Here is a 23,006-nt window from a genome sequence, read left to right as displayed (position 1 = left end):
CACGAACACCACGAGCCGGTCGCCCCCGGAACGCGAGAAGGTCGACGATGACCCCCACTTTTCGAAGCGCACCCCCGGACCGCCCACCCGGCGAGCCCCTCACCCGCCGCGCCCTGCTGCGCTGGACCGCTCTCGGCGGCACGGGTCTCGCCCTCGGCCCCCTGTCCGCCTGCGCCGGACCCACCGGAGCCCCCGGCCCCGGCACCCTCACCCTCGGCCTGAACCGATCGCTGGTGAGCCTGGACAACAAGCTCAACCAGTTCGACGCGGCGGTCACCGTGCAGCGCGCGGTGCGCCAGGCCCTCACCCGCATCGGACCCGGCATGAAACCGCAGCTCGTGCTCGCCGACCGCTTCACCATGAGCGAGCCGACCACCTGGAGCGTGCGGCTGCGCGACGGCGTGCGCTACTCCGACGGCAGCCCCGTCACCGTCGAGGACGTCGCCACCGCCCTGAAGATGTACGGCGAGGTCAACGGTTCCTTCCTCCTCGGCCTGTTCCCGGAGCTGCCACGCGTGGAGAAGACCGGCGAGCGCACCTTCCTCCTGCGCACCGAGCGTCCCGTACCCGGCCTCGATCTGCTGATGGCCAACATCCACATCACCCCGGCCGCGGCCAACCGGCCCGAGGAACTCCAGCGGGGCGTCGGCTCGGGCCCGTACACGGTCGTGAAGGCGGACAGCGGAGCCGGTGAGTACACACTCGCCCGCAACACCCGCTACTGGGGACGCCGCCCGTACGTCGACACGGTCCAGGTCCGTTTCGTGCCCGAGGAGTCCAGCCGGGTCATCGCCCTGCGCAGCGGGGAGCTGGACGTCGTGGACACCCTCACCCCGGACTCCGCCGAACAGCTGACCGGCCTGCCCGGCGTCGCCCTCCAGGAGACCTCCGGGACACGGATCTGCCAGCTCTTCTACAACTTCCGCAAGAAGCGGGACCACCCGCTCGCCGACGCCCGGGTCCGCCGCGCCCTCGGCCTCGCCGTGGACGGCGGCTCCTTGATCAAGGACGTCCTCACCGACTCCGCCGAGGAAGCCAGGGGAGTCGTGCCGCTGTCGCTCGAAGGCGCCGTGGAGACAGGGGAGTTCACCTACGACCCCGGCCGCGCCCGGGCACGGCTGAAGGCCCTGGGCGCGGACGGGCTGCGGATCCGGATCATCTGGGAGTCCGGGGAGTTCGCCGCCGACAGCTCCGTCATGGAAGCCGTCGCCGACATGTTCCGGGACATCGGCGTACGCGCCTCGCTCCTGGAGTTCGAGCCCGGCGGCGACATCCTGAAATGGCGACAGGGGCGCGGCGGCGACTGGGACGTCATCGGCAACGGCTACCCGGGCCCCACCGGCCAGGCCCTCACCTCCCTGCAGGGCATGTACGGCGGCACGGCCGAGAAGGAACGCACCCGGGACACCTACATGGGCTACGTCGTCCCCGACGTCCAGCGCCGGCTCGCCGACGCCGCCACCGAGACCGACGCCGCCGAGCGCGACCGCAAGCTCGCCGCCGTCCAGCACGCGGTCTGGGACACCTGGCCCATGCTGTGGGCGTTCGCGCCCAAGACACTGCTGGCCCGCCGCGACCGCGTACGCGATCTGGGCCTGCTGCAGCTCAACTCCTACGACCTGTCCGCCGTACGGCTGGAGGGCTGAGCAGTGCCGACCTACCTCCTGCGCCGTATCGGCCAGAGCCTGCTGGCGATCTTCCTCACCCTGACCACCGTCTTCCTGCTGGTGCGACTCGCGCCCGGCGACCCGGCCGCCGCCTACGCCGCACCGACCGCCACCACCGCCGAACTCGACCGCATCCGCGCACAGTTCGGCCTCGACGACCCCCTCGTCAACCAGTACGGGATCTTCCTGCGCGACCTGTTCACCGGCGATCTCGGCACCAGCTACTCCTTCCACGCGCCGGCTTTCGACGTGGTCATGGACCGGATGCCCTACACGATCACCCTGGCGGTCGCCGCGATCACCGTCACCGCGCTGGTCGCCGTACCGCTCGGCGTCTGGATGGCCCGACGGGCCGACAGCAAACGGGAGTTGGGCGCCAACGTCCTGACCGTCACCGGCCAGTCGATGCCCGACTTCTGGACCGGGGTGATGCTGCTGACCCTGTTCTCCGTCCTGCTGCCGGTGCTGCCCGCCTCCGGGTTCACCACATGGAGCGGCCTGGTCCTGCCGACCGTGACCGTGGCGGTCCTCCAACTCGCCCTCGTCTCCCGGCTGGTGCGCCGCGAGATGGTCACCGCGCTCGCCGCCCCGTACACCACCGTCGCCCGCTCCCGCGGGGTCTCCGAGCGGGCCCTGACCTGGCGCTACGGCCTGCGGAACTCCGCCGTGCCCCTGGTGACCGCCCTCGGCACGCGTTTCGCCGCCCTGCTCAACGGCGTCGTGGTCGTCGAGGTCGTCTTCGGCTGGCCCGGCGTCGGCTCGCTCGTCGTCCGCGCCCTCGCCACCCGCGACTACCCGCTCATCCAGGCCACCGTCCTGGTCACCGCGACCCTCGCCATCCTCGTCCAGCTCCTCGTCGACCTCGCCTACCCGCTGCTCGACCCGCGGGTACGCCTCGGAAAGGCGGCCTGACCCATGACCGGTACGGTTGTCGGCCCCGAGCGGCCGAGCGCGGTCACCCCGCGCGACCTGGCCCGTGCCACCGCTACCCGGCAGCGGCGCAGCGCGCGCTTCAAGATCTGGGCCGGCGCCGTGTGCACCGCCCTCGTCGTCCTGCCGGTGCTCCTGGCAGGCCTGCTGCCCCTGCCCGACGCCAACGCGCAGGACCTGTCGAAGCGCAGACTGCCCCCGCTCAGCGACGGGCACCTGTTCGGCACCGACCAGCTCGGGCGCGATCTGCTCTCCCGCATCCTCCACGGCGGCCAGGTCTCCCTGTCGGTCGGCGTCCTCGCCGTCCTGGTCTCCGGGCTCATCGGCCTCGCCGCCGGGGCGGCGGCCGGCTTCTTCGGCGGCTGGGTCGACGCCCTCGTGTCCCGCTTCCTGGAAGCCCAACTGGCCCTGCCACTGCTGATGATGCTGCTCCTCGTGGTCGCCCTGTTCGGGCCCTCGGTCACCGTGATCACCTGCGTGATCGCCGTCGCCCAGTGGCCGGAGGTGGCCCGCCTGACCCGCTCCCTGGTCCTGGTGGAGCGGGAGAAACCGTACGTCGCCGCCGCCCGGGTGCTGGGCCTGCGCGGCTGGTCCGTGCTGGCCCGCCATGTCGTCCCGAACATCGTCCGCCCGGTGAGCCTGGTCGTCCTGCTCCTGCTCGCCCAGGCCGTCCTGCTGGAGAGCGCGCTCAGTTTCCTCGGGGCCGGTCCCCAGCGGCCCTTCGCCACCTGGGGCCGGATCATCTCCGACGGCCAGGCCTACCTCACCACCTCGTGGTGGCTGGTCACCCTGCCCGGACTGGTGATCGCGCTGCTGGTGGTCGGCGTCAACCTGCTCGGGGACGGACTGCGGGACCGCACCCGCCGCCGGAAGGGAGCACGCGCATGACCGGGCGAACGCCGCTGCTCGACGTACGGGACCTCCAGATCGAACTCATCACCGCGCACGGCGTCGTACGGGCCGTCGACGGAGTGAGCTTCACCGTCGGCGAGGGGGAGACCGTCACGCTCATCGGTGAATCGGGATCCGGCAAGTCGACCACGGCGATGGGCGTCCTGGGGCTGCTCCCCGAGGGACTCGCCGTGCTGTCCGGCAGCGTCCGCATCGCCGGACAGGACGTCGTCGCCGAACCGGACGCGGCGCGCCGGGTGCGCGGGCGCACGGTCTCCCTGATCCCGCAGGACCCGATGACCGCGCTCAGCCCGGTCCACACCATCGGCCGGCAACTCGGCGACGCCATCCGGCTGCGCCACCCCGCACTGTCGCGCACCCAGGCCCGGGAGAAGGGGATCGACCTGCTCACCCAGGTGCGCATCACCCAGCCCGAGACCCGCTGGAAGGCCTATCCGCACCAGTTCTCCGGCGGCATGCTGCAGCGCATCCTCATCGCCATCGCACTGGCCGGGGAGCCGGAGCTCCTGGTCGCCGACGAGCCCACCTCCGCCCTCGACGCCACCGTCCAGGCGAGCGTCCTCGACCTGCTGATGGAACTCCAGGAACGCACCGGCATCGGCATCCTGATGATCACCCACGATCTGGGCGTGGCCCGGCTCGTCTCCGACCGCATCCACGTCATGAAGGACGGCCGCTTCGTCGAGTCCGGCCCCGCCGACCGGATCGTCGACCGGCCCGCGGAGCCGTACACGCGTGCCCTCCTCGCCGCCGTACCCCGCCTCGGCGCCTGGGACGAGGACGAGCCCGCCACCCAGGGGGCGGCCTCGTGACCGGGCCGGACACACAGGGAGCAGCCCCGATGACCGAAGAACACCCCCTGTTGTCCGTCGAGGACCTGGTCGTCGAGTACCCGACGGCGCACGGCCCCTTCCGCGCCGTCGACCAGGTCGGATTCCAGCTGCGGCGCGGCGGCTCGCTCGCCGTGGTCGGGGAGTCCGGCTGCGGCAAGTCCACGCTCGCCCGCGCCCTCGTCCGCCTGCTCAAGCCGCTCTCGGGCCGTATCGTCCTGGACGGCACGGACATCGCCGCCCTGCCGGAACGCAGGCTGCGCCCGCTGCGCCGGCGCGTCCAGATGGTCTTCCAGGACCCCTACGGCTCCCTGGACCCGCATCTGACCGCGCAGCAGATCGTCGCCGAGCCGCTGCGGCTGGCCGGCGTGTCCGACCGGACCGAACGGGCCCGTCGGGCAGCCGAGTTGATCGATCAGGTCGGTCTGCCCTCCTCCGCGCTGCACCGGCACCCGGCCGACTTCTCCGGCGGCCAGCGCCAGCGCATCGGCATCGCCCGCGCCCTCGCCTCCCGCCCCGACCTGCTGGTGTGCGACGAGGCGACGTCCGCCCTCGACGTCTCCGTCCAGGCCCAAGTGCTCTCCCTGCTCAGGGACTTGCAGGCGGAGACCGGAATCGCCTACCTCGTCATCGCGCACCACCTCGGCGTCGTGCGCGAGATCAGCACCGAGGTCGTGGTGATGCGGGCCGGCCGCACCGTCGAGACCGGCCGGACCGCGGACGTCCTCGCCGCCCCCGCCGACCCGTACACCCGCGCCCTGCGCCGCGCCGCCCTCGACCCCACCGCGATGCGCGGCCTGAAACCGCGCCACGTCCTGGAAGGAAGCTCCTCGTGACCACCGGCATCCCCCTGCCGACCGGCCGGGTACCGCTGTCCCGGCTGGTGCTCGGCACCATGACCTTCGGCGACACCGTCGGCCGCGACACGGCCGCCGCCATGCTCGACATGGCCCTGGACGCCGGGATCACCGGCGTCGACACCGCCAACGGGTACGCGGGCGGCGACAGCGAGCGCCTCCTCGGCGAACTGCTGCCGGGCCGCCGCGACCGGATCGTGCTGGCCACCAAGGCCGGCATCCCCCACCCCGACCAGGGCGACCACCACCCCCTGTCGCCCGCCGGACTGCGCGCCGCCCTCGAAGGCAGCCTCAAGCGCCTCGGCACCGACCACGTCGACGTCTTCTACCTCCACCAGCCGGACCGCGCGACCCCGCCGGCCGACACCCTCGCCACCGTGGCCGAGTTCGCCGCCGAGGGAAAGATCGGCGCGCTGGGCGTGTCGAACTTCGCCGCCTGGCAGATCTCCGAACTCGTCCGCACCGCCGACGAGGTGGGCGCTCCCCGGCCCCTGGTGGCCCAGCAGCTCCACAACCTGCTGGCCCGCCGCATCGAGGAGGAGTACACCGAGTACGCGGCGACGACCGGGCTGCGCACCATGGTCTACAACCCCCTGGGCGGCGGCCTCCTGACCGGCCGTCACCACTTCACGGCGCTGCCGGACTCCGGCCGGTTCGGCGACTCCCGGCTGGCCGCGATGTACCGCGAACGCTACTGGGCCGAAGGCCTGTTCACCACGGTGTCGGAACTGACCGCGGTGGCCGACGCGGCCGGCCTCCCCCTCACCGAACTGGCCCTGCGCTGGCTGCTCGACCGCCGGTCCACCGACGCCCTGCTCCTCGGCGGCTCCAGGACCGACCACCTGGCCGCCAACATCGCCGCCGCCGCACAGGGGCCGCTGCCGGCCGACGTCACCGCGGCCTGCGAGGAGATCGGCGCCCGGCTGCGCGGCCCGATGCCCGCCTACAACCGCTGACCGCTCCAGGAGGCTCCCCTTGCCGCACTCCCGTACCCCCGCCGAGTTCACCGCGGACCTGCGCGCCCGCCGTCGCCTCGTCGGCTACTGGTCCCTCATCGACGCACCGGTCGCCGCCGAGCGACTGGCCCGGGTCGGCTACGACTACCTGGCCTTCGACGCCCAGCACGGTCTGTTCGGCTACCAGGGCATGCTGAACAACCTGCTCGCCACCGACACCAAGGGCTCCACCGCCGTCGGCGCCGTACGCGTGGAGGCCAACGACGCCACCTGCATCGGCCGCGCCCTGGACGCCGGCGCCACCGCCGTCATCGTCCCCCTCGTGAACACCGCCGCCGACGCCGCACGCGCGGTCGCCGCGGTGCGCTACCCGCCGCTGGGCATCCGCTCCTACGGCCCGATGCGCGCCCAGCTCCGCATCGGCCCCGACCCGGCCGACACCCACGACGCCACCGCCGTCCTGGCGATGATCGAGACCGCCGACGGCCTCGCGAACGTCGAGGACATCTGCGCAGTCCCCGGGCTGGACGGCATCTACGTCGGACCCTCCGACCTGCGCCTCGCCCTCGGCGGCGGCACCACCCGCGACCCCGCCGTACAGGACGACTTCGAGGCCGCGCTGCAGCGGATCCGCAAGGCCGCCGAGACCGCCGGGATCGCCGCCGGCATCCACACCCCCGACGGGGACGGCGCGGCCCGCAGGCTCGCCGAGGGCTTCACCTTCGCCTCCGTCGCCTGCGACCTCGTCCACCTCCAGCAGATCGCCGCGCACCACCTCCGTACCGCCCAGGGCTGACCAGCGACCGACCCCCGTCCCCCGAGATCCGAGGAACTCCCTTGAGCCCCGTGCAGGAACCCCAGGCCGCCCCCTCGACGCCGAGCCCCGCACCCCCGCCGCGACCCGACGGCGTGGTCAGGCCCCGGCCCGACGACCCGGCCCGCCGGGAGGCCTTCCTCCCCGCGCCGGCCGTCCAGAACCACGCGGCCAACCTGGCGCTGCTGCCCGACGGGGATCTGGCGTGCGTATGGTTCGGCGGCACGCAGGAGGGCGTGTCCGACATCCGCGTCTGGCTCTCCCGCCTGGACGGCGCCACCGACCGCTGGTCGGACCCGGTCCCGTTGTCCGACGACGACGCCCGGTCCGAACAGAACCCCGTGCTCTTCACCGCACCGCACGGCGAGGTGTGGCTCCTGCACACCGCCCAGCGGGCGGGGCACCAGGACACCGCCGAGGTACGTCTGCGGGTGTCGACGGACTCCGCCCGCACCTGGTCGCCGCCGCGCACCCTGTTCCCCGCGGACGACACGGGCGGTGTGTTCGTCCGCCAGCCGGTGGTCGTGCTGGAGTCGGGCCGCCTGCTGCTGCCGGTCTTCCGGTGCGTGAGCGTCCCCGGCCGCGCCTGGAGCGGCGACCACGACACCAGCTCGGTCATGATCAGCGACGACGCCGGGCGGACATGGCGGGAGCGGCCCGTGCCGGACAGCGAGGGCGCCGTCCACATGAACATCCAGGCCCTCGCCGACGGCACCCTGCTGGCCCTCTTCCGCAGCCGCCGCGCCGACCACGTCCTCCTCTCCCGCTCGTCCGACGCCGGCGAGACCTGGACCCCGCCCCGTCCCACCGCACTGCCGAACAACAACAGCTCCCTCCAGTACGTCCGCCTGGCCGACGGCCGCCTGGCACTCGTCCACAACCACAGCAGCGCCGCCGACGCGACGGCCCGACGCCTCTCCCTCTACGACGAGATCGACGACGACGGCCTGGCAACGGCCCCGTCCGCCCCACCCCAGGACCCGCCCGGCAGCGCCTTCTGGGGAGCCCCGCGCGCCCCCATGACCCTGTCCCTCTCGCCGGACGACGGGACCACCTGGCCCGTCACCCGCGACCTGGAGACCGGCGACGGCCACTGCCTGACCAACAACTCACGGGACCGGCTCAACCGCGAGTTCTCCTACCCGTCGATCCTCCAGACGGCCGACGGCACGCTGCACCTCGCCTACACCTACTGGCGCCAGACGATCAAGTACGTCCGGGTCCGTCCGGACTGGGCCGATGGATCCTGAGCCGGTACGGGGGACAGCCCGGCACGCCCTGGTGACCGGTGTGAGTTCCGGCATCGGCGCGGCCGTCACCGCACGGCTGCTCGCCGAGGGGTGGACCGTCACCGGTATGAGCAGGACACCGCCCAGTCCCCGCCCGGGACTGGCGTGGCTGCCGGCCGACCTGAGCCACGCCGACCCGTTGCCCGAGACCCTCCGGGCGGTCACCTCGCTCGACGCGGTCGTGCACGCCGCCGGACTCCAGCGCACGGCACCGCTCGGCCGGCTCTCGGCGGGCGAGGGCGCGCTGATGTGGCAGGTGCACGTGCAGACGGCCTGCGTCCTGCTCGACACGGTCGTCGACCGCCTCCGTGACGGAGGCCGGATCGTCCTCGTCGGCAGCCGCACCATGACCGGCGTACCGGGCAAGAGCCAGTACGCGGCGTCCAAGGCGGCCCTCTCGGCGCTGGCCCGCTCATGGGCGGCCGAACTCGCCCCCCGGCGCGTGACGGTGAACGTGGTGGCGCCCGGTCCGACCGACACCCCGATGCTGCGCGACCCGGGCCGCGCCCGCACCCCTCCTGTGACACCGCCGCTGGGACGTCTGATCGACCCCGCGGAGATCGCCGGCCTGACCTCCTTCCTGCTGGGGCCGGACGGCCGGTCCGTGACCGGTCAGACCTGGGTCGTCTGCGGCGGTTCGTCGCTGTGAGCGGCCGCTCGGAGGCGGGGTCAAAAGTGATGTCCCGCAAGGATGTTGAAGTCATGCTCCACGAGGTCCATACGGCTGCGCCGGGCGACCCGCGAGGCGCGCCGTCGCACGCGTGCCGCACCCGCATGTGATCGGCGCCCACGACCTGGTCGAGTCCGAGGACCGGCTGTGGATCATCATGCAACTGCTCGACGCGCTGGAGGCCGTGCACGCCGTCGGCACCCTGCACCGCGACGTCGAACCCGCCAACGTCCTGCTGCGGCGCGACGGCAGCGCCGCCCTCACCGACTTCGGCATCGCGGCCCTGGACGACGGCGACTTCCTCACCGGCAACCCTCGCCACGGTGTGCGGCGGACAGTCCCCGTTCCGCAGGCCGGCGAGTCCCGCGATCCTGCACGCGGTGGCGTACGAGGAGCCGGTCCTGACGGAGCGGCTCGGCCCGCTGCGCCCGGTCGTCGAGGGACTGCGCAAGTCCCCGCAGGAGCGCCCGTCGGCGGCCGTCGTGCGTTCCGCGCTCCAGCGCGTCGCGGCGGTCCGTTGGCCGACGCGGACACCGTGACCAGGGGCCGGCCGGGCACCGTCGGGCACGAGGAGGCGCCGACGCCGACGGCCGGCACCACGCCGGCTGCGCCCTCGGGGGGCCGGAGGCTGCTGGGTTGGGCAGCGGTGGCGGCCGCCGCCGTGGGCGGTCTGTTCCTCACGGGGGTGCTGCCGTTGCAGGAGGACCCGAAGACGACGACCGTCAGCCAGGTCGTCCAGTCGGGGACCGGCCGGCAGGCCGTGAGCGGCCTCACCGTGCAGCGGGGAGACCAGGTCACGGTGCGCTTCGTCGCGGGGAAGTGGACGGCCGACCACCGCAACATGCCGATGACCGGCCCGGCCGGTTACGACAGGTCAAGTCCACGGCGCCGTTCGGAGCCCTGCCGGCGGTCCTCGCGGGCGTCAAGGACGCTGCTGACCGTGCGTGTGCGGGTGACGCACGGAGGTTGAGCCGCGCGCCTGTCGGCATGCTCAGGGCTGCTTCGCGACGTCCTTCACCGAAGTCGGGCCCAGTTGCTTGGCGCTGGCGTACTCCGGCATCGTCATGGGCTTGTCGAACAGGAAGAACGACTGGTTCGTGCCGACCGTGAACTCCATGTACGCGCCCGTCGTGGCGTCGAAACCGTAGTAGGCGTTGCAGGTGGAACCCGTCGTGTACGTGCCGTCCATACCGGGCTGGGCGAGGACCGCGATGCCGCTGTCGGAGTGCTCCACCTTCTCCGTCGGCGTGAGCATCTTGCAGCGCGGCACCGGCAGGCCCTTCATGATGAAGTACCCGTACTCGCCGTTGGCGTTCTGGATGTAGACGTACGAGAGTTTGCCCCGCTTCCCCCACGTCTTGATCCACTGGTTGATCGCTTCACGGGTCGGCGAGTACTCCATGCGGCCCGCCGGCTGCTGGGCCACGAGGTGGTCGTAGTTGTCCTGCTTGGCCTTGTTCTCCTTGTCCTGGCTGGTGTCGCTGGTGCAGGACGTCAGAGCGAGGCCCACGACGAGCGCGATGACGGCGGCCAGGGCCATGCGTGCGAACTTCTTCATGCGGTGCTGCCCTCTTCCCTGGACGAGACGGGGATCAGTTGGTGCACGTCGTGCGCTTGGCGGTGACATCCAGCCGGTACGGCAGATCCTTGTCACGGAAGGGCGCGCGGTGCTCCTGCGCGGCCTTCGAGTTGTAGTCGTTGACCGACTCGATCCGCGTGGCCTTCAGCGCGGTGATCGACTGGTCGATCTGCGTCGTGCGCGTCTCCGAAGCGGTCTTCCGCTCCTCCTGGAGCGCCTGGATCGTCCCTTCGGCGTTCTGCACGGCCTCGCACAGATCGAAGAACTCCTCGTACGTGGTCTGACGGAACTCGCCCGAGCCGACGGTGTTCTCGCGCTCCTCCGCCTCACCGCGGAACGGGGCGGTGATCCACGCCGCGCTGCCGAAGGCGAACACCCCGATCACGTACAACACCGCCAAGCCGATGACCCCGCCCACGGCCCAAGCCCCTAACCGTGCCCCCTCGCGCAGCTGCCCCATGACCATCCCCCTTCACAGGTGGTTCCGCGGTGGAACCACCTCCCGCGAACGAGGACACGGCACCCGGCGAAACGGTTCCGCCGCCCCATGGTTCGCTACCACCCGGAGACAGTCCCCGAGATCATGACTGATGTGTCTTTGATGGTTTTCCGAGGATTGACCGACAGGTGTTCCGCGCCGAAGAATTCCAGGAAAACTGGAATTATCGGGGACGTAGAAAAATGACGACTGAGGGATTGCTGGCCACCTGTTGGACGACCGCGGGTGACGCCGAGCCCGGCAGCGGCGACGAGCGCAGCCCGCTCGGTCTGCGGGAGCGGGCGGAAGCCGCCGGCGCCGCCGGATTCACGGGCTTCGGGCTGCTGTACCCGGACCTGGTGGAGGCCGAGCGCACCTACGGCCTCGCGGGTATCCGATCCCTCTTCGAGGACAACGGGCTCCGCCACGTCGAGCTCGAGTTCATCACCGACTGGTGGAACGGCGTGTCCCGGGACACCGCGGCGGACGCCGTCCGCCGACACCTCCTGACGGCCGCCGAGGCACTCGGCGCACGGCACATCAAGGTCGGCCCCGATGTCGAGGACCGTCCCTGGGAACTCGACGTCTGGGCCGAGGAGTTCGCCGCGCTGGCGGCACAGGCCGACGAGGCGGGCGCGCGGCTCGGCGTCGAGTTCCTGCCCTGGTCGAACCTCAAGACCGTGCACGACGGCCTCCGGCTCGTCGAGGCGGCCGGGCATCCGGCGGGCGGCCTCATCATCGACGTCTGGCACACCGAGCGCGCCGGCACGGCACCCGCAGAGCTGGCGAAGGTGCCCGGTTCCCGCATCGTGGGCGTGGAACTCGACGACGCCGACGCCGTCGTCCTCGGCACCCTCTTCGAAGACACCGTCCGGCGGCGCCGCCTGTGCGGCGAAGGCTCCTTCGACCTGCCCGGAATCATCACCGCGCTCCGTACGGCCGGCTGGTCGGGCCCCTGGGGAGTGGAGATCCTCTCCGACACACACCGTGCGCTTCCCGTGCGAGAGGCGACGCAGAAGGCGTACCGCACCGCCGCGGCGCTGCTGTGACAAGAACTGCTCGCACGTCGGCGTTTGTCACCTCGCCGACGCTGAGAAATATCGGGGGAGTGGCCTCGAAATGAAATTCCTGAATTCACCCTTGATGCAGAAATGAAGGACCCGTACGCGGCCGGACGGGGAATCCGGCCGCCTCGTAGCACGCGTCGACGAGCCGCATGCCGGTCAGCGCGTCTGCGGCGTCGAGCACCAGCGGAGCCCCGTCGCGCAGATGCGCGGTGAAGGCCTCCAACTGGTAGGTGTACGAGGACCTTCGGCCGAGTTCCTCGGTGCGCTCACCGGCGGCTGTCCGCACCACCACCCGGTCGTCCAGGTGCGGTTGCACGAAGTTCGTCGCTGTGGCCTCGCCCCGCGTGCCCACGACGCGACAGCTCATCCGCCACGTGTGGTACGCCATGTGGCAGCGGGCGCTGCCGGTGACACCGCCCGGGAACTCCAGATCGGCGTACAGCCACTCGTCGACGCCCGGAGCCCCCTCCCGCTCCCCACCGCGCGCGGCGATCAGCCGCGGGGCGCCGCCGGCCCAGGGGGCGAGCATCCGCAGCGCGTGCAGGCTGTAGCACCCGAGATCCATCAGCGCGCCGCCGGCCAGCGGAAACGACCACCGTACGTCGTCGGCCGACGGCGCCGGCATCGCGACCATCGCCTCGACGTGCCGGAGCTCGCCCAACTCCCCGTCGGCCAGCAGCTCATGCAGCCGCCGGGTCACCGGATGGAACAGGTAGTGGAAGCCCTCCATGAACACGGTGCCCGCCCGGGCGACGGCCTCGCCGACCTCGGCCGCCTCCTCCGCGTTGCTCGCGGACGGCTTCTCGGTGAGGACGTGCTTTCCCGCGGCGAGGGCGGCCAGGTTCCAGGGCCCGTGCAGGCTGTTGGCCAAGGGGTTGTAGACGACCTCGACGTCGGGGTCGGCGACCAGGTCGGCGTAGGAGTCGGCCACCCGCTCGACGCCGTGCGCGGCGGCGAACGCCGCGGCGCGGTCGCGGTCGCGTGCGGCCACCGCGACCAGGCGATGGCCACAGGTACGGGCCGGCTTCACGAGGGAGAGCTCGGTGATCCGGGCCGCGCCCAGGACGCCGATCCGCAGGGGCTCGCGCGTGGTCATGTGCCTGCTTTCTTGCCGGTCTCGACGGCTCAGCCCTGGCCGCCGAAGACGATCTGGTCGCAGTCGATCACCGAGCCGGTCATCACACCGCTGCGATCGGAGAGGAGGAAGACCACGAAGCCGGCGATCTCGTCGACCTGCCCGAGCTTGCCCATGGGCAGGGCCGCGGCGGCCTGTTCCCGCCAGTCGTCCTGCGCGCCGTGAAAGGCTCGCTGCGTGGCGTCCTCGCCCTCGGTGTCCGTCCAGCCGATGTTGAGGTCGTTGATCCGGATGCGGTCCCAGCGGTGGGCGTGGGCGGCGTTGCGGGTCAGTCCGGCCAGACCGGCTTTGGCCGCGGAGTAGGGCGCCAGGTCGGGCGGCCCGCCGTGGGCGCAGTTGGACCCGATGTTGACTATGGTGCCCGGCGCCTGACGCGCCGTCATGTCGGCCACCGCCGCCTGCATCGCGAAGAACGGCGCGCGCAGGTTGATCGCGATGTGCTGGTCGAACAGTTCCGGCGTGGTGTCCAGCAGCGAGCCGCGCGACGTCAGCCCGGCCGCGTTGACCAGGCAGTCGATGCGCCCATGAGCGTTCACGGTCCGTACGACGCTGTCGCGTGCCTGTGCCGGATCGGCGAGGTCGGCCCGTACGAAGTGCGCGCCGGTGTCCGCGGCCAGCTTCTCGCCCACGTCGGCCCGGCGGCCGGTGAAGACGACGGTCGCGCCCTCCTGGACGGCTGCCCGCACGACTCCGGCGCCGACGCCCTGGCTGCCGCCGTTGACGAGGAGGACCTTGTCCTCGAGCAGTCCCATCAGTGCTGTGTCCTTTCGCGGTTCCTGCCTCCTGCCAGTCTTGAGAACCCGAACCCGTCATTCAATCCTCGGCAGTGCATCAAAACTCCATCATCGCCCCGCCCCGACGACCGGGCGCGAGACCCCGCTCTTCGGCGATGTCCGGGGAACGCGTCGGCTCTGAGGCCCGGCGCCGCGGTCTCCGGAGCGAAACGGCCCAGGTGGGCGGCGGCTTCCCGCGCCATGCGGCGTACCACGTCACCCGCGGGCAGGATCTCGCGTACCAGCCCGACCGCCTACGGTCCCGGCACTCCTCGCGAGGGATACGACTCGCACCAGTCGACCCGGCGATGTCCGAGCTGCTGGCCCTGTACGAGGCGTCGCGCGGCCGTGCGCGCGAAGAGGCCGCGGCCCTGGCCAAGCGGCTGGCGGTCCGCTCGGCGAGACCGCGTGAGCACACCCCTGCCGGTCAAGGCGTCACATCGGTCCGGACTCGCCCAGTTCCAGCATGAGCGTGTCCACTTGACGGGGAGTCAGCGCCTGTACGGGCAACGGGTGCGCGGCTTCCGCGCGCAGTCCGTCCAGGAGGAAGCCGATGCTGCGGCGCCAGGCCTGCGGGGCCGCGTCCGCGGTGTGCCGGACGAGCATCGCCGTGGACCACCAGACGAAGAGCATGTCCTCGCGGGTGAAGTCGGCCCGCAGGGCACCCGCCCGCTGGGCCCGCTCGATGATCTGCCGCTCCCGGTCCGCGGTCACCTGGCACACCACCGCCAGCTGCTCGGCGGCGTACCGACGGGAGATCACGTCGTTCAGCGCGGGATCGGACGCCTGGACCCGGCAGACGTCCTCGACGTAGCCCGCGAAGCCCTCCCAGGGGTCCTCGCAGGCCAACGCCTTCTCCACCACCTTGTCCAGCGTGTCCTTGGCGAGGTCCGGCATGACCGCGTCGATCAGCGCCTCACGCGAGCCGAACCGGTTGTACAGCGTGCCCGTGCTGACCCCGGCCCGCTGCGCGATCTCCTCCAGCGGCGCGTGCAGCCCCTTCTCCCGGAAGACCTCGACGGCGGCCGCCTTGAGCTTCTCGATGTTGCGGCGCGCGTCCGCACGCAGGCCGGCTTTCGCCATGGAACCCTCCTCGCAACTTGACGCTGCCGCCAAGTTTAGTGCCCCGGGGAACGCGGCGACGCCACTGGTGGCGTGCGGGGTGCTCCAGCGCATCGCGTGGTCGGATCGGGACACCCGGATACGCTGAGGGGCAGGCCATCGGCGAGGGAAGAGAAGGACCATGGTGGCGGGTGCAGCGCGCGAACGGGCGCGGACGACACGGGGCGGTCAGGGCGCTGCGCGTGACGCACGCCCCGTGGTCAGCCGTCGCCGGGAGTTCGGTCATGTCAGCGAGCGGTCGCTGCTGATGACCGTGCTGGGCGAGTGGTGCGGGGAGGCGGCCGGCATCCGGATGTTCGCCCCGGCGCAGAACACCATCTCCTTGGCACTGGTCAGCACCACCGAGCAGACCTCGGGATGCTCGAACCGCAGCCGCTGCAGCGCGTCGTACAGCTCGATGTCCACGCCCAGGTCGTAGGAGTTGAGCTTCAGCTCGTAGCCGGGGACCAGACCGCCCTGCTCGTCGACGTCCATCTCCAGCCAGGCGACCTCAACTGTGAAGTACGTCAAGCTTATGTAGAACATGGATCGGACGCGCGACACGGGGGCCCGCAGGTGTTCAGGCTGCGGAGCGCCGTGCCAGATCCTCCAGCAGGGCCACCGTCCGGTCGGCGTGCTCGTACGGAACAAACAGGTGGTCGTGATGGAACCCGGCGACGACATTGCAGCTCAGGCCGGCGTCGGCGAGCTCCCGTGAGATCGCGGCGGTCAGCCCGACCGCCTCCAGGGCGGAGTGGACGCGCAAGGTGATCCAGCCGGCCACGTAGTCGTAGGCCAACCCCGCCGCATCCGCCTCTTCGAGCGGCACCACCAGGGTCAGGCCCTCCTGCTCGGCGACCGTGACCACGGGGACGACTCCGGAGGGCACACCGCCCACGACGGTGGTGAACACATAGCGGCCGGCATTCAGTTCGGGACGCATGCCGCTGAGCAGTTTCCGCAGATCACTTTCACCGGCCATGACTACTTCCTTCGTGGTCACCGTGCAGAGTCCACCGTTCAGCACGTACTCCGTGCCGTCGGCGGTTCGCCGGCCCAGGCGCGGCCCAGCAGGTCGGTGAGGCCGTCCGCGGTGACCTGTCGCGGGTTGGCGTAGGGGTGGGCCAGCACCTGTTCGGCGATCCGGCCGATCGCGGCCTTCTCCATGCCGAGTTCGCGCAGCGAGGCGGGGGCGCCCAGGCGCCGGGCGAGCCCCCACAGCGCGGTGGCCGGGTCGTCGTCCCCGCCCAGCGCCCGTCGGAGCGCCGCGACGGCATCGGGGGCGGCGGCCTGGTTGTACGCGAGGGCGTGCGGCAGGACGACCGTGTGCGTCTCGGCGTGCGGCAGGTCGAGGGTGCCGCCGAGGGCGTGACACAGCTTGTGGTGCAGGGACATCGTGGTGGCGCCGAGACAGGAACCGCACAGCCACGCCCCGTACTGGGCGTCCGCCCGGGCCGGGAGATCCTTGCCGTCCGCCGCGACCGCGGGGAGGGCGGCGGCGAGGGCGCGCACTCCTTCCTCGGCCATCAGGCTGATGATCGGAGAGGCGTCCGGGGCGTAGAGGGCCTCGACGGCGTGCGCGATCGCGTTCATGCCACTGGTCACCGAGACGGCCGCAGGAAGGCCCAGCGTGAGCTCGGGGTCGTAGAGCACGCTGACGGGCAGCACCCGCAGGTCCTTGCCCGTGCGCTTGCGACCGTCCTCGGTCAGCCCCCACACGGAGGTCATCTCCGAACCGGCGTATGTCGTGGGTACGGCGATGATCTTCAGACCGAGTTCCAGGGCGATCGCCTTGCCGAGCCCGATCGCCGAGCCGCCGCCGACCGCGACACAGCCGTCGGCCCCCAGCTCCGCCACCCGGTCACGGGCCGCGGCGGCGGACTCGACGGGAACATGCATACGGGCGTGCGGGTGGACGCCCGCGGAACGGTCGCCGATCAGCTGGGCCACGGCCTCACCGAGCGCTTCCCGCGACGGGGAACACAGGACCAGGACACGCTTGAGCCCGGCCGCGTCGATCTCGTCGGGCAGCCGGCTGAGCACGCCGGGTCCCATCACCACGCGCTGGGGCAGCGACTGGTGGGTGAAGCTGCGGGCCCGGCTCATCGCCGGGCCTCCCGGCCGTCGTCGCTGAGCAGGGAGATGTCGAAGTGGACGGCGCGATAGGGGTTGTCGAAACCGAGTTCGGCCGCGCGCACGGGGTCGTCGACCTCGCCGAAGTCGCGTACGAGGCTCTCCTTGACGCCGAACACCACGTCGGAGCCGATGTACGGGCAGTCCTTCACGAACAGATGGGTGGTCAGCGGCCGGTGTCCCTCGGCGGTCACCAGGAAGTGCACGTGCGCGGGCCGGTTCGGGTGGCGGTGCGTGGCCTCGAGCAGGCGGCCCACGGGCCCGTCGACCGGGATCGGATAGAAGCGGGGCACGATGGAGCGGAACCAGAACTCGCCGTTGTCGTCGGTCGTGAACAGACCGCGCAGGTTGCGGTCGGGCTGGATGCCGGGCTGCTGCACGTCGTAGAAGCCCTCGGCGTTGGCCTGCCAGACGTCGACGGTGGCGTGCGCGACGGGCTCCCCCTTCTCGTCGGTGACGCGCCCGGTGACCAGGCACGGATCGCCCTTGCCGTCCAGGGCGATGAGGTCGCCCGGCTCCCTGCGCGGTGACTCGACCATGTGGAACGGGCCGAGGACGGTGGACTCCGTGGCGAGTTCCAGCGACCGGTTGTTGACCGTCTCGACCAGCATGGACACCCCCAGCACGTCCGACAGCAGGATGAACTCCTGCCGGACGTCGGTGCACGCCCGGCCCGTCTCGGTGAGGAAGGAGATGGCCGCTTCCCACTCCTCGTTGGTGAGCTCCACGTCCTTGACGAAGGCGTGCAGATGCCGGACGAGCGAACCCAGGACCTGCCGCAGCCGTGGGTCGGTGTCCGCGCCGAGACTCTCGACGACGATCTCGGCGGACCGTTCCTCGGTGAACAGCGAAGGCGTACTCATGGAACCCTGACCAACCTTTCCCGCGAAGCGTGTGCGTTCGGGGGCCCGGGGGTCCGCCCGTGGTAGGCGGACCGTCTCCGCTGAACGCTCGGATCCGCCGGCTCGAGCGGCGGGCCCTCCCGCCCATCCTCCGCGATTTCCGGGAGAGATTCAGCAACGTACGTTCAGGCGTCAGGCGTCAGGCGGCGGCGAGGGCTCCGGTACCCGGTGGGCCGGGTCAGCCGCCGTGGGTGGTGGCGCTGCGGTAGTCCGTGTACGTGTAGGGGTTGTCCAGGACCTTCGTCTCGGGGATGTCGGGGTTCATCCCGCGTTCCCACGCGTCGGCCCCGAGGTCTGCACGCAGGTGTGCGACCGTCGCCTCGGCGGTCCGGCGGGCCTTGGCGAGGTCGATGCCGACCAGTCGGTGATCGTGTTTGACGACGCGTCCGTCGACCACGACGGTGTGCACATCACCGCGCTGGGCCTGGAAGGCGACGTGACCGTAGGGGTTGAGGATCGGGAACATCGCCGGGGAGTGCTCGTTCTTGATGAGGACGACGTCCGCCTTCTTGCCGACTTCGAGGCTGCCCACCTCGTCGTCCAGGCCGAGCGCCCTGGCCCCTCCCCGGGTGGCCCACTCCACGACGTGTTCGGCCCGCAGGCGCAGATGCGTGACGGTTTCGTTCGCGGCGTGCGCCTGGAGGTGTTCACGCGCCCGGTCGGCACCGAGGGTGGCGCGCATCGCCGAGAACAGGTCGGCGCTCCACCACACGCTGGTGTCCATGGACAAAGAGACGGGGATGTCGTGGGCGCGCAGGATCCAGGTGGGCGGGTAGCCCTGCCCGCACGTCTGCTCGCTCTCGGTCGAGACCGAAACGGAGCCGCCGGTGGCCGCGATGCGGTGGTAGGAGTCGGCGCTGAGGGTGGCGGCGTGCACATACAGGGCGCCCGGGGTCATGAAGCCGTGGTCGTGCATCAGCCGGATGCCGTCGTCCCCGGTGGCGCCCCACACGCCGGCGTGCGTGGTGACGGTGGCCCCCAGATCGCGTGCGACCTCGAACGCCGCCTTCTCGGGGAAGGCCGGATCTCCGGTGACGTCGAAGGCCATCTGGAATCCGACCTTGTCGTTTCCGTGGAGACGGCGGCCGACGAAGTCGCGGAACTCGGGGGCGGTCGACCACTGCCAGGGCGCTTCGTGGATGTTGCCGTAGGCGAGGACGAAGCGGCCGGGGATCTCCTCCAGGGCGTCCACGGCGGCGTCCGCGTGCTCGACCGTCCGCAGGCCGTGCGACCAGTCGACCGTCGTGGTCACGCCGGCGTCGAGGGCCTCCACCGCCGACAGCAGGTTGCCCGCATGGATGTCCTCGGGGCGGAAACGCTTGCCGTGTTCCAGGTAGTACCAGACGAAGTACTGGGTGATGGTCCAGTCCGCGCCGTAGCCGCGCATGGTGGACTGCCACATGTGGCGGTGGGTGTCGATCATGCCCGGCATGACGATTCCGCCTGTCGCGTCGATCTCGACGGTGCCCTCGGGGACGGCCAGACGGGGGCCGATCTCCTTGATCCGGTCGCCGACGATCAGGACGTCGGCCTCCGTGTGCACGGTCCTGCGGTCGTCCATGGAGAGGACGGTGCCGCCGCGGAACACCAAGGGGCGGTCGCGAAATCCGTCGTTCCAGGCCGGCGTGCTGGTCCCGTTCATCGGACTCCTCGGGGGCTCGTCGTCGGCTCGGCGCGCACTCGTCGGCTGGATCGGACGAGTGTCCGTCTAGCGGACAGAGGGGATGATGGCGTAACGATGAAGGGCGGGGGAGACGCTGTCAAGGGAGTCGGCAGGGACCGCCGAGTCCCCTTGGCGGAGGCACCCGTGGCCGCCGATCCGGCATACGGACATCGGGCCGCGGAAAGTTAGGCTCTCCCGACGGGGTCACCGAGCGGTGCCCGTTCCTCCGAGCACCAGGAGCAGCCGTGTCTCGTCGTGACGACGACCCGAACTTCATCGAGGCGATCGCCCGCGGATTCGACGTCATCAAGGCGTTCGATCCCCAGGCGCCCGTCATGGCCCTGAGCGAAGTGGCCACCGCCACCGGCCTGGCCCGACCGACCGCGCGGCGGATCCTGCTGACCCTGGAGTCGCTGGGCTATGTACGCGTCCTGCCGAGCGGCGGTTTCACCCTCACCGCCCGTGTCCTCGAACTCGGCCTCAGCTATGTGCAGGCCATGGGGCTGTGGGGGGTGGCCCGCCCGCACATGGAACGGCTCGTGGCCCGCACCCGGGAGTCGACGTCCATCGCGCAGCTGGACGGTTCCGACATCGTCTACGTCGCCCGTGTGGCCGTACCGAAGCTCATCACCCTGTCCGTGGGCATCGGCACCCGGTTCCCCGCACGCCAGACGTCCCTGGGCAAGGTGCTGCTCGCCGGTCTGGAGCCCGAGGAACTGGACAAGGTCCTGGCCGAGCCGAGCCGGGCCGGTGTCGAGCCGCGTCACCGCCCGGACCGGGCGGAACTCGACGCGGTGCTGCAGGACGTGCGGGCCAAGGGCTGGTCGCTCACCGACGAGGAACTCGCCGCCGGCATCAGGTCCGTGGCGGCTCCGCTGCGTGACGGCACCGGCCGGGTCGTCGCGGCCATGAACGTGACCGTGCACGCGGCCGAGACCTCGGTGGAGAAGCTGAGGGGCGAGTACCTGCCCCTGCTGCTCCAGGCGGCCGGTGATGTGAGCGCCGACTTCGCGCGCTACGACTCGATCCCGCGCCGCCCCCTTGCCTGAATCTTCCCTTCGGGTGTTGACAATCGCCCGGGAAGCTCCTGAGACTCGCTCTGCGGACGATAGTCCGTAGAGCGGACAAGGAGTGTGCTGCGGTATGGCGGATGAAGCGGTACGTCCCCGCGACAGCGACCCCCGCGGGCCCCTGCACGGTTTGCTGGTGGCGGATTTCTCCCGCATCCTGGCCGGCCCGTACGCGACCATGCTGCTCGCGGATCTGGGTGCCGAGGTCATCAAGGTGGAGAGCCCGGCCGGCGACGACACCCGCACCTGGCTCCCGCCCGTGCGCGACGAGGTCTCCACCTACTACCTGGCGGTCAACCGGAACAAGCGATCCCTGGCACTGGACCTCAAGGACGAGGCCGACGCCGGGCTGGCGCGCGAGCTGGCGGCCCGCGCCGACGTGGTGATCGAGAACTTCAAGCCGGGCGGACTGGAGCGGTTCGGCCTGCACTACGACGCCGTCCGGGAGGCGAATCCGGGCGTCGTCTACGCGTCCATCAGCGGATTCGGCTCCCGTGCCGACTCGGCGCTTCCCGGATACGACCTGATGGTGCAGGCCATCTCCGGCCTGATGAGCCTGACCGGCGACCCGGCCGGGCCCCCCTACCGGGCAGGGATCTCCGTCTTCGACGTGATGACCGGCCTGCACGCCTCGATCGGCGTCCTCGCGGCGCTGCACCACCGCGACCTGACCGGCGAGGGGCAGCGCCTGGAGGTCAATCTCCTGTCCTCGGCCCTGTCCGGTCTGGTCAATCACTCCAGCGCCCAGGTGGCGGGCGGCGAGACGCCCTACCGGATGGGCAACGCCCACCCGAGCCTGTTCCCGTACGAACCGCTGCCCGTCGCCGACGGAGACCTCGTCGTCATCGCCGGCAACGACGGCCAGTTCGCGAGGCTGTGCGGGGTGCTGGGGCTCCCCGATCTCCCGGACGACCCGCGGTTCGCCCACAACCAGGACCGCACCGCCCACCGCGAGCAACTGCGGCCGCTGCTTCTGGAACGCCTGGCCACGCGCACCAAGAAGGAACTGTTCCACGAGCTGCTCGCCGTGGGAGTGCCCTGCGCACCCATCAACACCATCGGCGAAGGTGTCGCGTTCGCCGAGGAAGTGGGGCTCGACCCGGTGGTCGTCGTCGGTGAGGGGGACGCCGCCGTACCGACCGTGCGCCACCCGATCTCGTTCTCGACCACCCCGCCGCGCTACCGGCTGCCCCCGCCGGGCCTCGACGAACACGGCGCCGAACTGCGCGCCTGGCTCACGGCCCCGCGCGGCTGAGCGGCCCCGCGCGTTCCCCGATCCCCGATCCCCGTCCCACCGAGGCACTGCCGGCCTCGGATCTTCAAGGGAGCACCCCCATGCAGCAACCGGCGCAGGGCCGACCGCCGCACTATCCGACCTCACTGGGCACGTCGGACGCCAGCACCATCACGCTGCTCGGCCACGACCTGGCCGGCGAGCTGATGGGGAAGGTGGGTTTCGGAGAACTGGCCCTGTGGCTGGTCACCCGACGCCGCCCCGAGCCGGGCGAGGTGCGGGTCTTCGAAGCCGTCCTCGTCGCCCTGGCCGACCACGGATTCACGCCCACCGCGATCACGGCGCGACTCACGTACCTGTCCGCGCCCGACTCGGTACAAGGAGCGCTCGCCGCAGGGCTGTTGGGCGGCGGCTCGCGCTTCCTCGGCGTGACCGAGGACTGCGGAAGGTTCCTGCACGAGGTCGTGTCGGCACCGGGGGTGCGGCTCCCCGGCGACGGCGACGGCGACGACGCGGGGTGGGACGAGCTGGCCCTCGAGACAGTGCGTGCTTCCCGCGCACAGCGGCGGCTCATTCCGGGACTGGGACACCCCGTGCACAAGGTCCAGGACCCCAGGACGCCGGTGTTGCTCGAGATCGCCGAAGAGAACGGGCTCAAGGGGCCGCACCTGCGGCTGTTCGAGGCCGTCGGCCGCGTCCACCCGCAGGTCCTCGGCCGTACGCTTCCGCTCAACGGCGCCGGGGTGTGCGGTGCGGCCCTGGCCGATCTCGGCCTGCCCGTCGACCTGTTGCGAGGTTTCGCCCTGCTGGCGCGGGCGGCGGGCCTGCTCGGCCATCTCGCCGAGGAGCAGCGCTCTCCCCTCGCCATGGACGTCTACCTGTCCGTCGACCGCAACGCCCGGTACGTCCCCGCGCAGCCCGACTGACCCGCCCGTCCTTCACAGCA

Annotated in this window: 24 protein-coding genes; 14 read left to right on the top strand and 10 right to left on the bottom strand. The window is 71.5% G+C overall.

Features of this window, described 5'->3' with window-relative positions; all coding sequences use genetic code 11:
- Window positions 1-47: 47 nt before the first annotated feature.
- The 10 genes from ABZ464_RS21205 (at window position 48) to ABZ464_RS21160 (ending at window position 9,895) form a co-directional block, all read left to right on the top strand.
- Window positions 48-1,646, top strand: a complete 1,599-nt coding sequence (locus ABZ464_RS21205; protein WP_359279158.1) for an ABC transporter substrate-binding protein — start codon at window positions 48-50, stop codon at window positions 1,644-1,646.
- Between the two features lie 3 nt (window positions 1,647-1,649).
- The gene (locus ABZ464_RS21200; RefSeq protein WP_359279157.1) at window positions 1,650-2,579 is read left to right on the top strand and encodes an ABC transporter permease; all 930 of its coding nucleotides are present in this window, start codon (window positions 1,650-1,652) and stop codon (window positions 2,577-2,579) included.
- A 3-nt stretch (window positions 2,580-2,582) separates the two neighbouring features.
- A complete protein-coding gene (locus ABZ464_RS21195) occupies window positions 2,583-3,485 on the top strand; it encodes an ABC transporter permease (protein WP_359279156.1) in 903 nt (300 codons plus the stop codon).
- Window positions 3,482-4,321 carry an ABC transporter ATP-binding protein gene (locus ABZ464_RS21190; RefSeq protein ID WP_359279155.1) on the top strand — a complete coding sequence of 280 codons (840 nt, stop codon included), beginning with the start codon at window positions 3,482-3,484 and terminating at the stop codon, window positions 4,319-4,321. Before ABZ464_RS21195 ends, ABZ464_RS21190 begins: the two co-directional genes overlap by 4 nt.
- 29 nt (window positions 4,322-4,350) lie before the next feature.
- On the top strand, window positions 4,351-5,175 hold the full coding sequence (locus ABZ464_RS21185) for an ABC transporter ATP-binding protein (protein WP_359279154.1): 825 nt from the start codon (window positions 4,351-4,353) through the stop codon (window positions 5,173-5,175).
- Complete coding sequence (locus ABZ464_RS21180) at window positions 5,172-6,152, top strand: aldo/keto reductase (protein WP_359279153.1); 981 nt, start codon at window positions 5,172-5,174, stop codon at window positions 6,150-6,152. Before ABZ464_RS21185 ends, ABZ464_RS21180 begins: the two co-directional genes overlap by 4 nt.
- Before the next feature lie 19 nt (window positions 6,153-6,171).
- Entirely contained in the window at window positions 6,172-6,948 is a 777-nt protein-coding gene (locus ABZ464_RS21175) for an aldolase/citrate lyase family protein (RefSeq protein ID WP_359279152.1), read from the top strand.
- Window positions 6,949-6,998: 50 nt separating this feature from the next.
- Complete coding sequence (locus ABZ464_RS21170) at window positions 6,999-8,216, top strand: exo-alpha-sialidase (protein ID WP_359279235.1); 1,218 nt, start codon at window positions 6,999-7,001, stop codon at window positions 8,214-8,216.
- On the top strand, window positions 8,206-8,904 hold the full coding sequence (locus ABZ464_RS21165; protein WP_359279151.1) for an SDR family oxidoreductase: 699 nt from the start codon (window positions 8,206-8,208) through the stop codon (window positions 8,902-8,904). The genes ABZ464_RS21170 and ABZ464_RS21165 overlap by 11 nt, the downstream gene beginning before the upstream one ends.
- A 112-nt stretch (window positions 8,905-9,016) precedes the next feature.
- Window positions 9,017-9,895 (top strand): hypothetical protein, encoded by an 879-nt coding sequence (locus tag ABZ464_RS21160; RefSeq protein WP_359279150.1) that lies wholly within the window; start codon window positions 9,017-9,019, stop codon window positions 9,893-9,895.
- 21 nt (window positions 9,896-9,916) lie between these two features.
- On the opposite strand, the gene ABZ464_RS21155 is transcribed toward ABZ464_RS21160, so the two are convergent.
- Both ABZ464_RS21155 and ABZ464_RS21150 read right to left on the bottom strand, forming a co-directional pair.
- Window positions 9,917-10,483 carry a hypothetical protein gene (locus ABZ464_RS21155; protein WP_359279149.1) on the bottom strand — a complete coding sequence of 189 codons (567 nt, stop codon included), beginning with the start codon at window positions 10,481-10,483 and terminating at the stop codon, window positions 9,917-9,919.
- A gap of 34 nt (window positions 10,484-10,517) precedes the next feature.
- Window positions 10,518-10,970: a hypothetical protein gene (locus tag ABZ464_RS21150; RefSeq protein WP_359279148.1), complete on the bottom strand. Its 453-nt coding sequence runs from the start codon at window positions 10,968-10,970 to the stop codon at window positions 10,518-10,520.
- 215 nt (window positions 10,971-11,185) lie between these two features.
- On the opposite strand from ABZ464_RS21150, the gene ABZ464_RS21145 reads away from it, so the two are divergent.
- The gene (locus ABZ464_RS21145; protein WP_359279147.1) at window positions 11,186-12,031 is read left to right on the top strand and encodes a sugar phosphate isomerase/epimerase; all 846 of its coding nucleotides are present in this window, start codon (window positions 11,186-11,188) and stop codon (window positions 12,029-12,031) included.
- 85 nt (window positions 12,032-12,116) lie between these two features.
- On the opposite strand, the gene ABZ464_RS21140 is transcribed toward ABZ464_RS21145, so the two are convergent.
- The 8 genes from ABZ464_RS21140 to ABZ464_RS21105 all read right to left on the bottom strand — a co-directional run bounded on the left by ABZ464_RS21140 (window position 12,117) and on the right by ABZ464_RS21105 (window position 19,735).
- Window positions 12,117-13,145, bottom strand: a complete 1,029-nt coding sequence (locus ABZ464_RS21140; RefSeq protein WP_359279146.1) for a Gfo/Idh/MocA family oxidoreductase — start codon at window positions 13,143-13,145, stop codon at window positions 12,117-12,119.
- Window positions 13,146-13,174: 29 nt separating this feature from the next.
- Entirely contained in the window at window positions 13,175-13,936 is a 762-nt protein-coding gene (locus ABZ464_RS21135) for an SDR family oxidoreductase (protein ID WP_359279145.1), read from the bottom strand.
- A gap of 456 nt (window positions 13,937-14,392) precedes the next feature.
- On the bottom strand, window positions 14,393-15,040 hold the full coding sequence (locus ABZ464_RS21130; RefSeq protein WP_359279144.1) for a helix-turn-helix domain-containing protein: 648 nt from the start codon (window positions 15,038-15,040) through the stop codon (window positions 14,393-14,395).
- Between the two features lie 261 nt (window positions 15,041-15,301).
- Window positions 15,302-15,604: a hypothetical protein gene (locus ABZ464_RS21125; protein WP_359279143.1), complete on the bottom strand. Its 303-nt coding sequence runs from the start codon at window positions 15,602-15,604 to the stop codon at window positions 15,302-15,304.
- 34 nt (window positions 15,605-15,638) lie between these two features.
- Entirely contained in the window at window positions 15,639-16,040 is a 402-nt protein-coding gene (locus ABZ464_RS21120) for an ACT domain-containing protein (protein ID WP_359279142.1), read from the bottom strand.
- A gap of 38 nt (window positions 16,041-16,078) precedes the next feature.
- Window positions 16,079-17,164, bottom strand: coding sequence for a maleylacetate reductase (locus tag ABZ464_RS21115; protein WP_359279141.1), 1,086 nt, complete (start codon window positions 17,162-17,164; stop codon window positions 16,079-16,081).
- Window positions 17,161-18,054 (bottom strand): intradiol ring-cleavage dioxygenase, encoded by an 894-nt coding sequence (locus ABZ464_RS21110; RefSeq protein ID WP_359279140.1) that lies wholly within the window; start codon window positions 18,052-18,054, stop codon window positions 17,161-17,163. The genes ABZ464_RS21115 and ABZ464_RS21110 overlap by 4 nt, the downstream gene beginning before the upstream one ends.
- Before the next feature lie 217 nt (window positions 18,055-18,271).
- The gene (locus tag ABZ464_RS21105) at window positions 18,272-19,735 is read right to left on the bottom strand and encodes an amidohydrolase family protein (RefSeq protein WP_359279139.1); all 1,464 of its coding nucleotides are present in this window, start codon (window positions 19,733-19,735) and stop codon (window positions 18,272-18,274) included.
- 266 nt (window positions 19,736-20,001) lie between these two features.
- Between ABZ464_RS21105 and ABZ464_RS21100 the strand changes: the two genes are divergently transcribed.
- The 3 genes from ABZ464_RS21100 to ABZ464_RS21090 all read left to right on the top strand — a co-directional run bounded on the left by ABZ464_RS21100 (window position 20,002) and on the right by ABZ464_RS21090 (window position 22,986).
- A complete protein-coding gene (locus ABZ464_RS21100) occupies window positions 20,002-20,805 on the top strand; it encodes an IclR family transcriptional regulator C-terminal domain-containing protein (protein WP_359279138.1) in 804 nt (267 codons plus the stop codon).
- A gap of 94 nt (window positions 20,806-20,899) precedes the next feature.
- On the top strand, window positions 20,900-22,081 hold the full coding sequence (locus ABZ464_RS21095; RefSeq protein ID WP_359279137.1) for a CoA transferase: 1,182 nt from the start codon (window positions 20,900-20,902) through the stop codon (window positions 22,079-22,081).
- A gap of 80 nt (window positions 22,082-22,161) precedes the next feature.
- Window positions 22,162-22,986, top strand: a complete 825-nt coding sequence (locus ABZ464_RS21090; RefSeq protein ID WP_359279136.1) for a citryl-CoA lyase — start codon at window positions 22,162-22,164, stop codon at window positions 22,984-22,986.
- Window positions 22,987-23,006: the final 20 nt, after the last annotated feature.

It is taken from the genome of Streptomyces sp. NPDC005820 (genome assembly GCF_040630255.1).
Lineage (GTDB): Bacteria > Actinomycetota > Actinomycetes > Streptomycetales > Streptomycetaceae > Streptomyces.
Note: the sequence above shows the minus strand (reverse complement) of the source record. Positions and strands in the feature narration are given on the sequence as shown.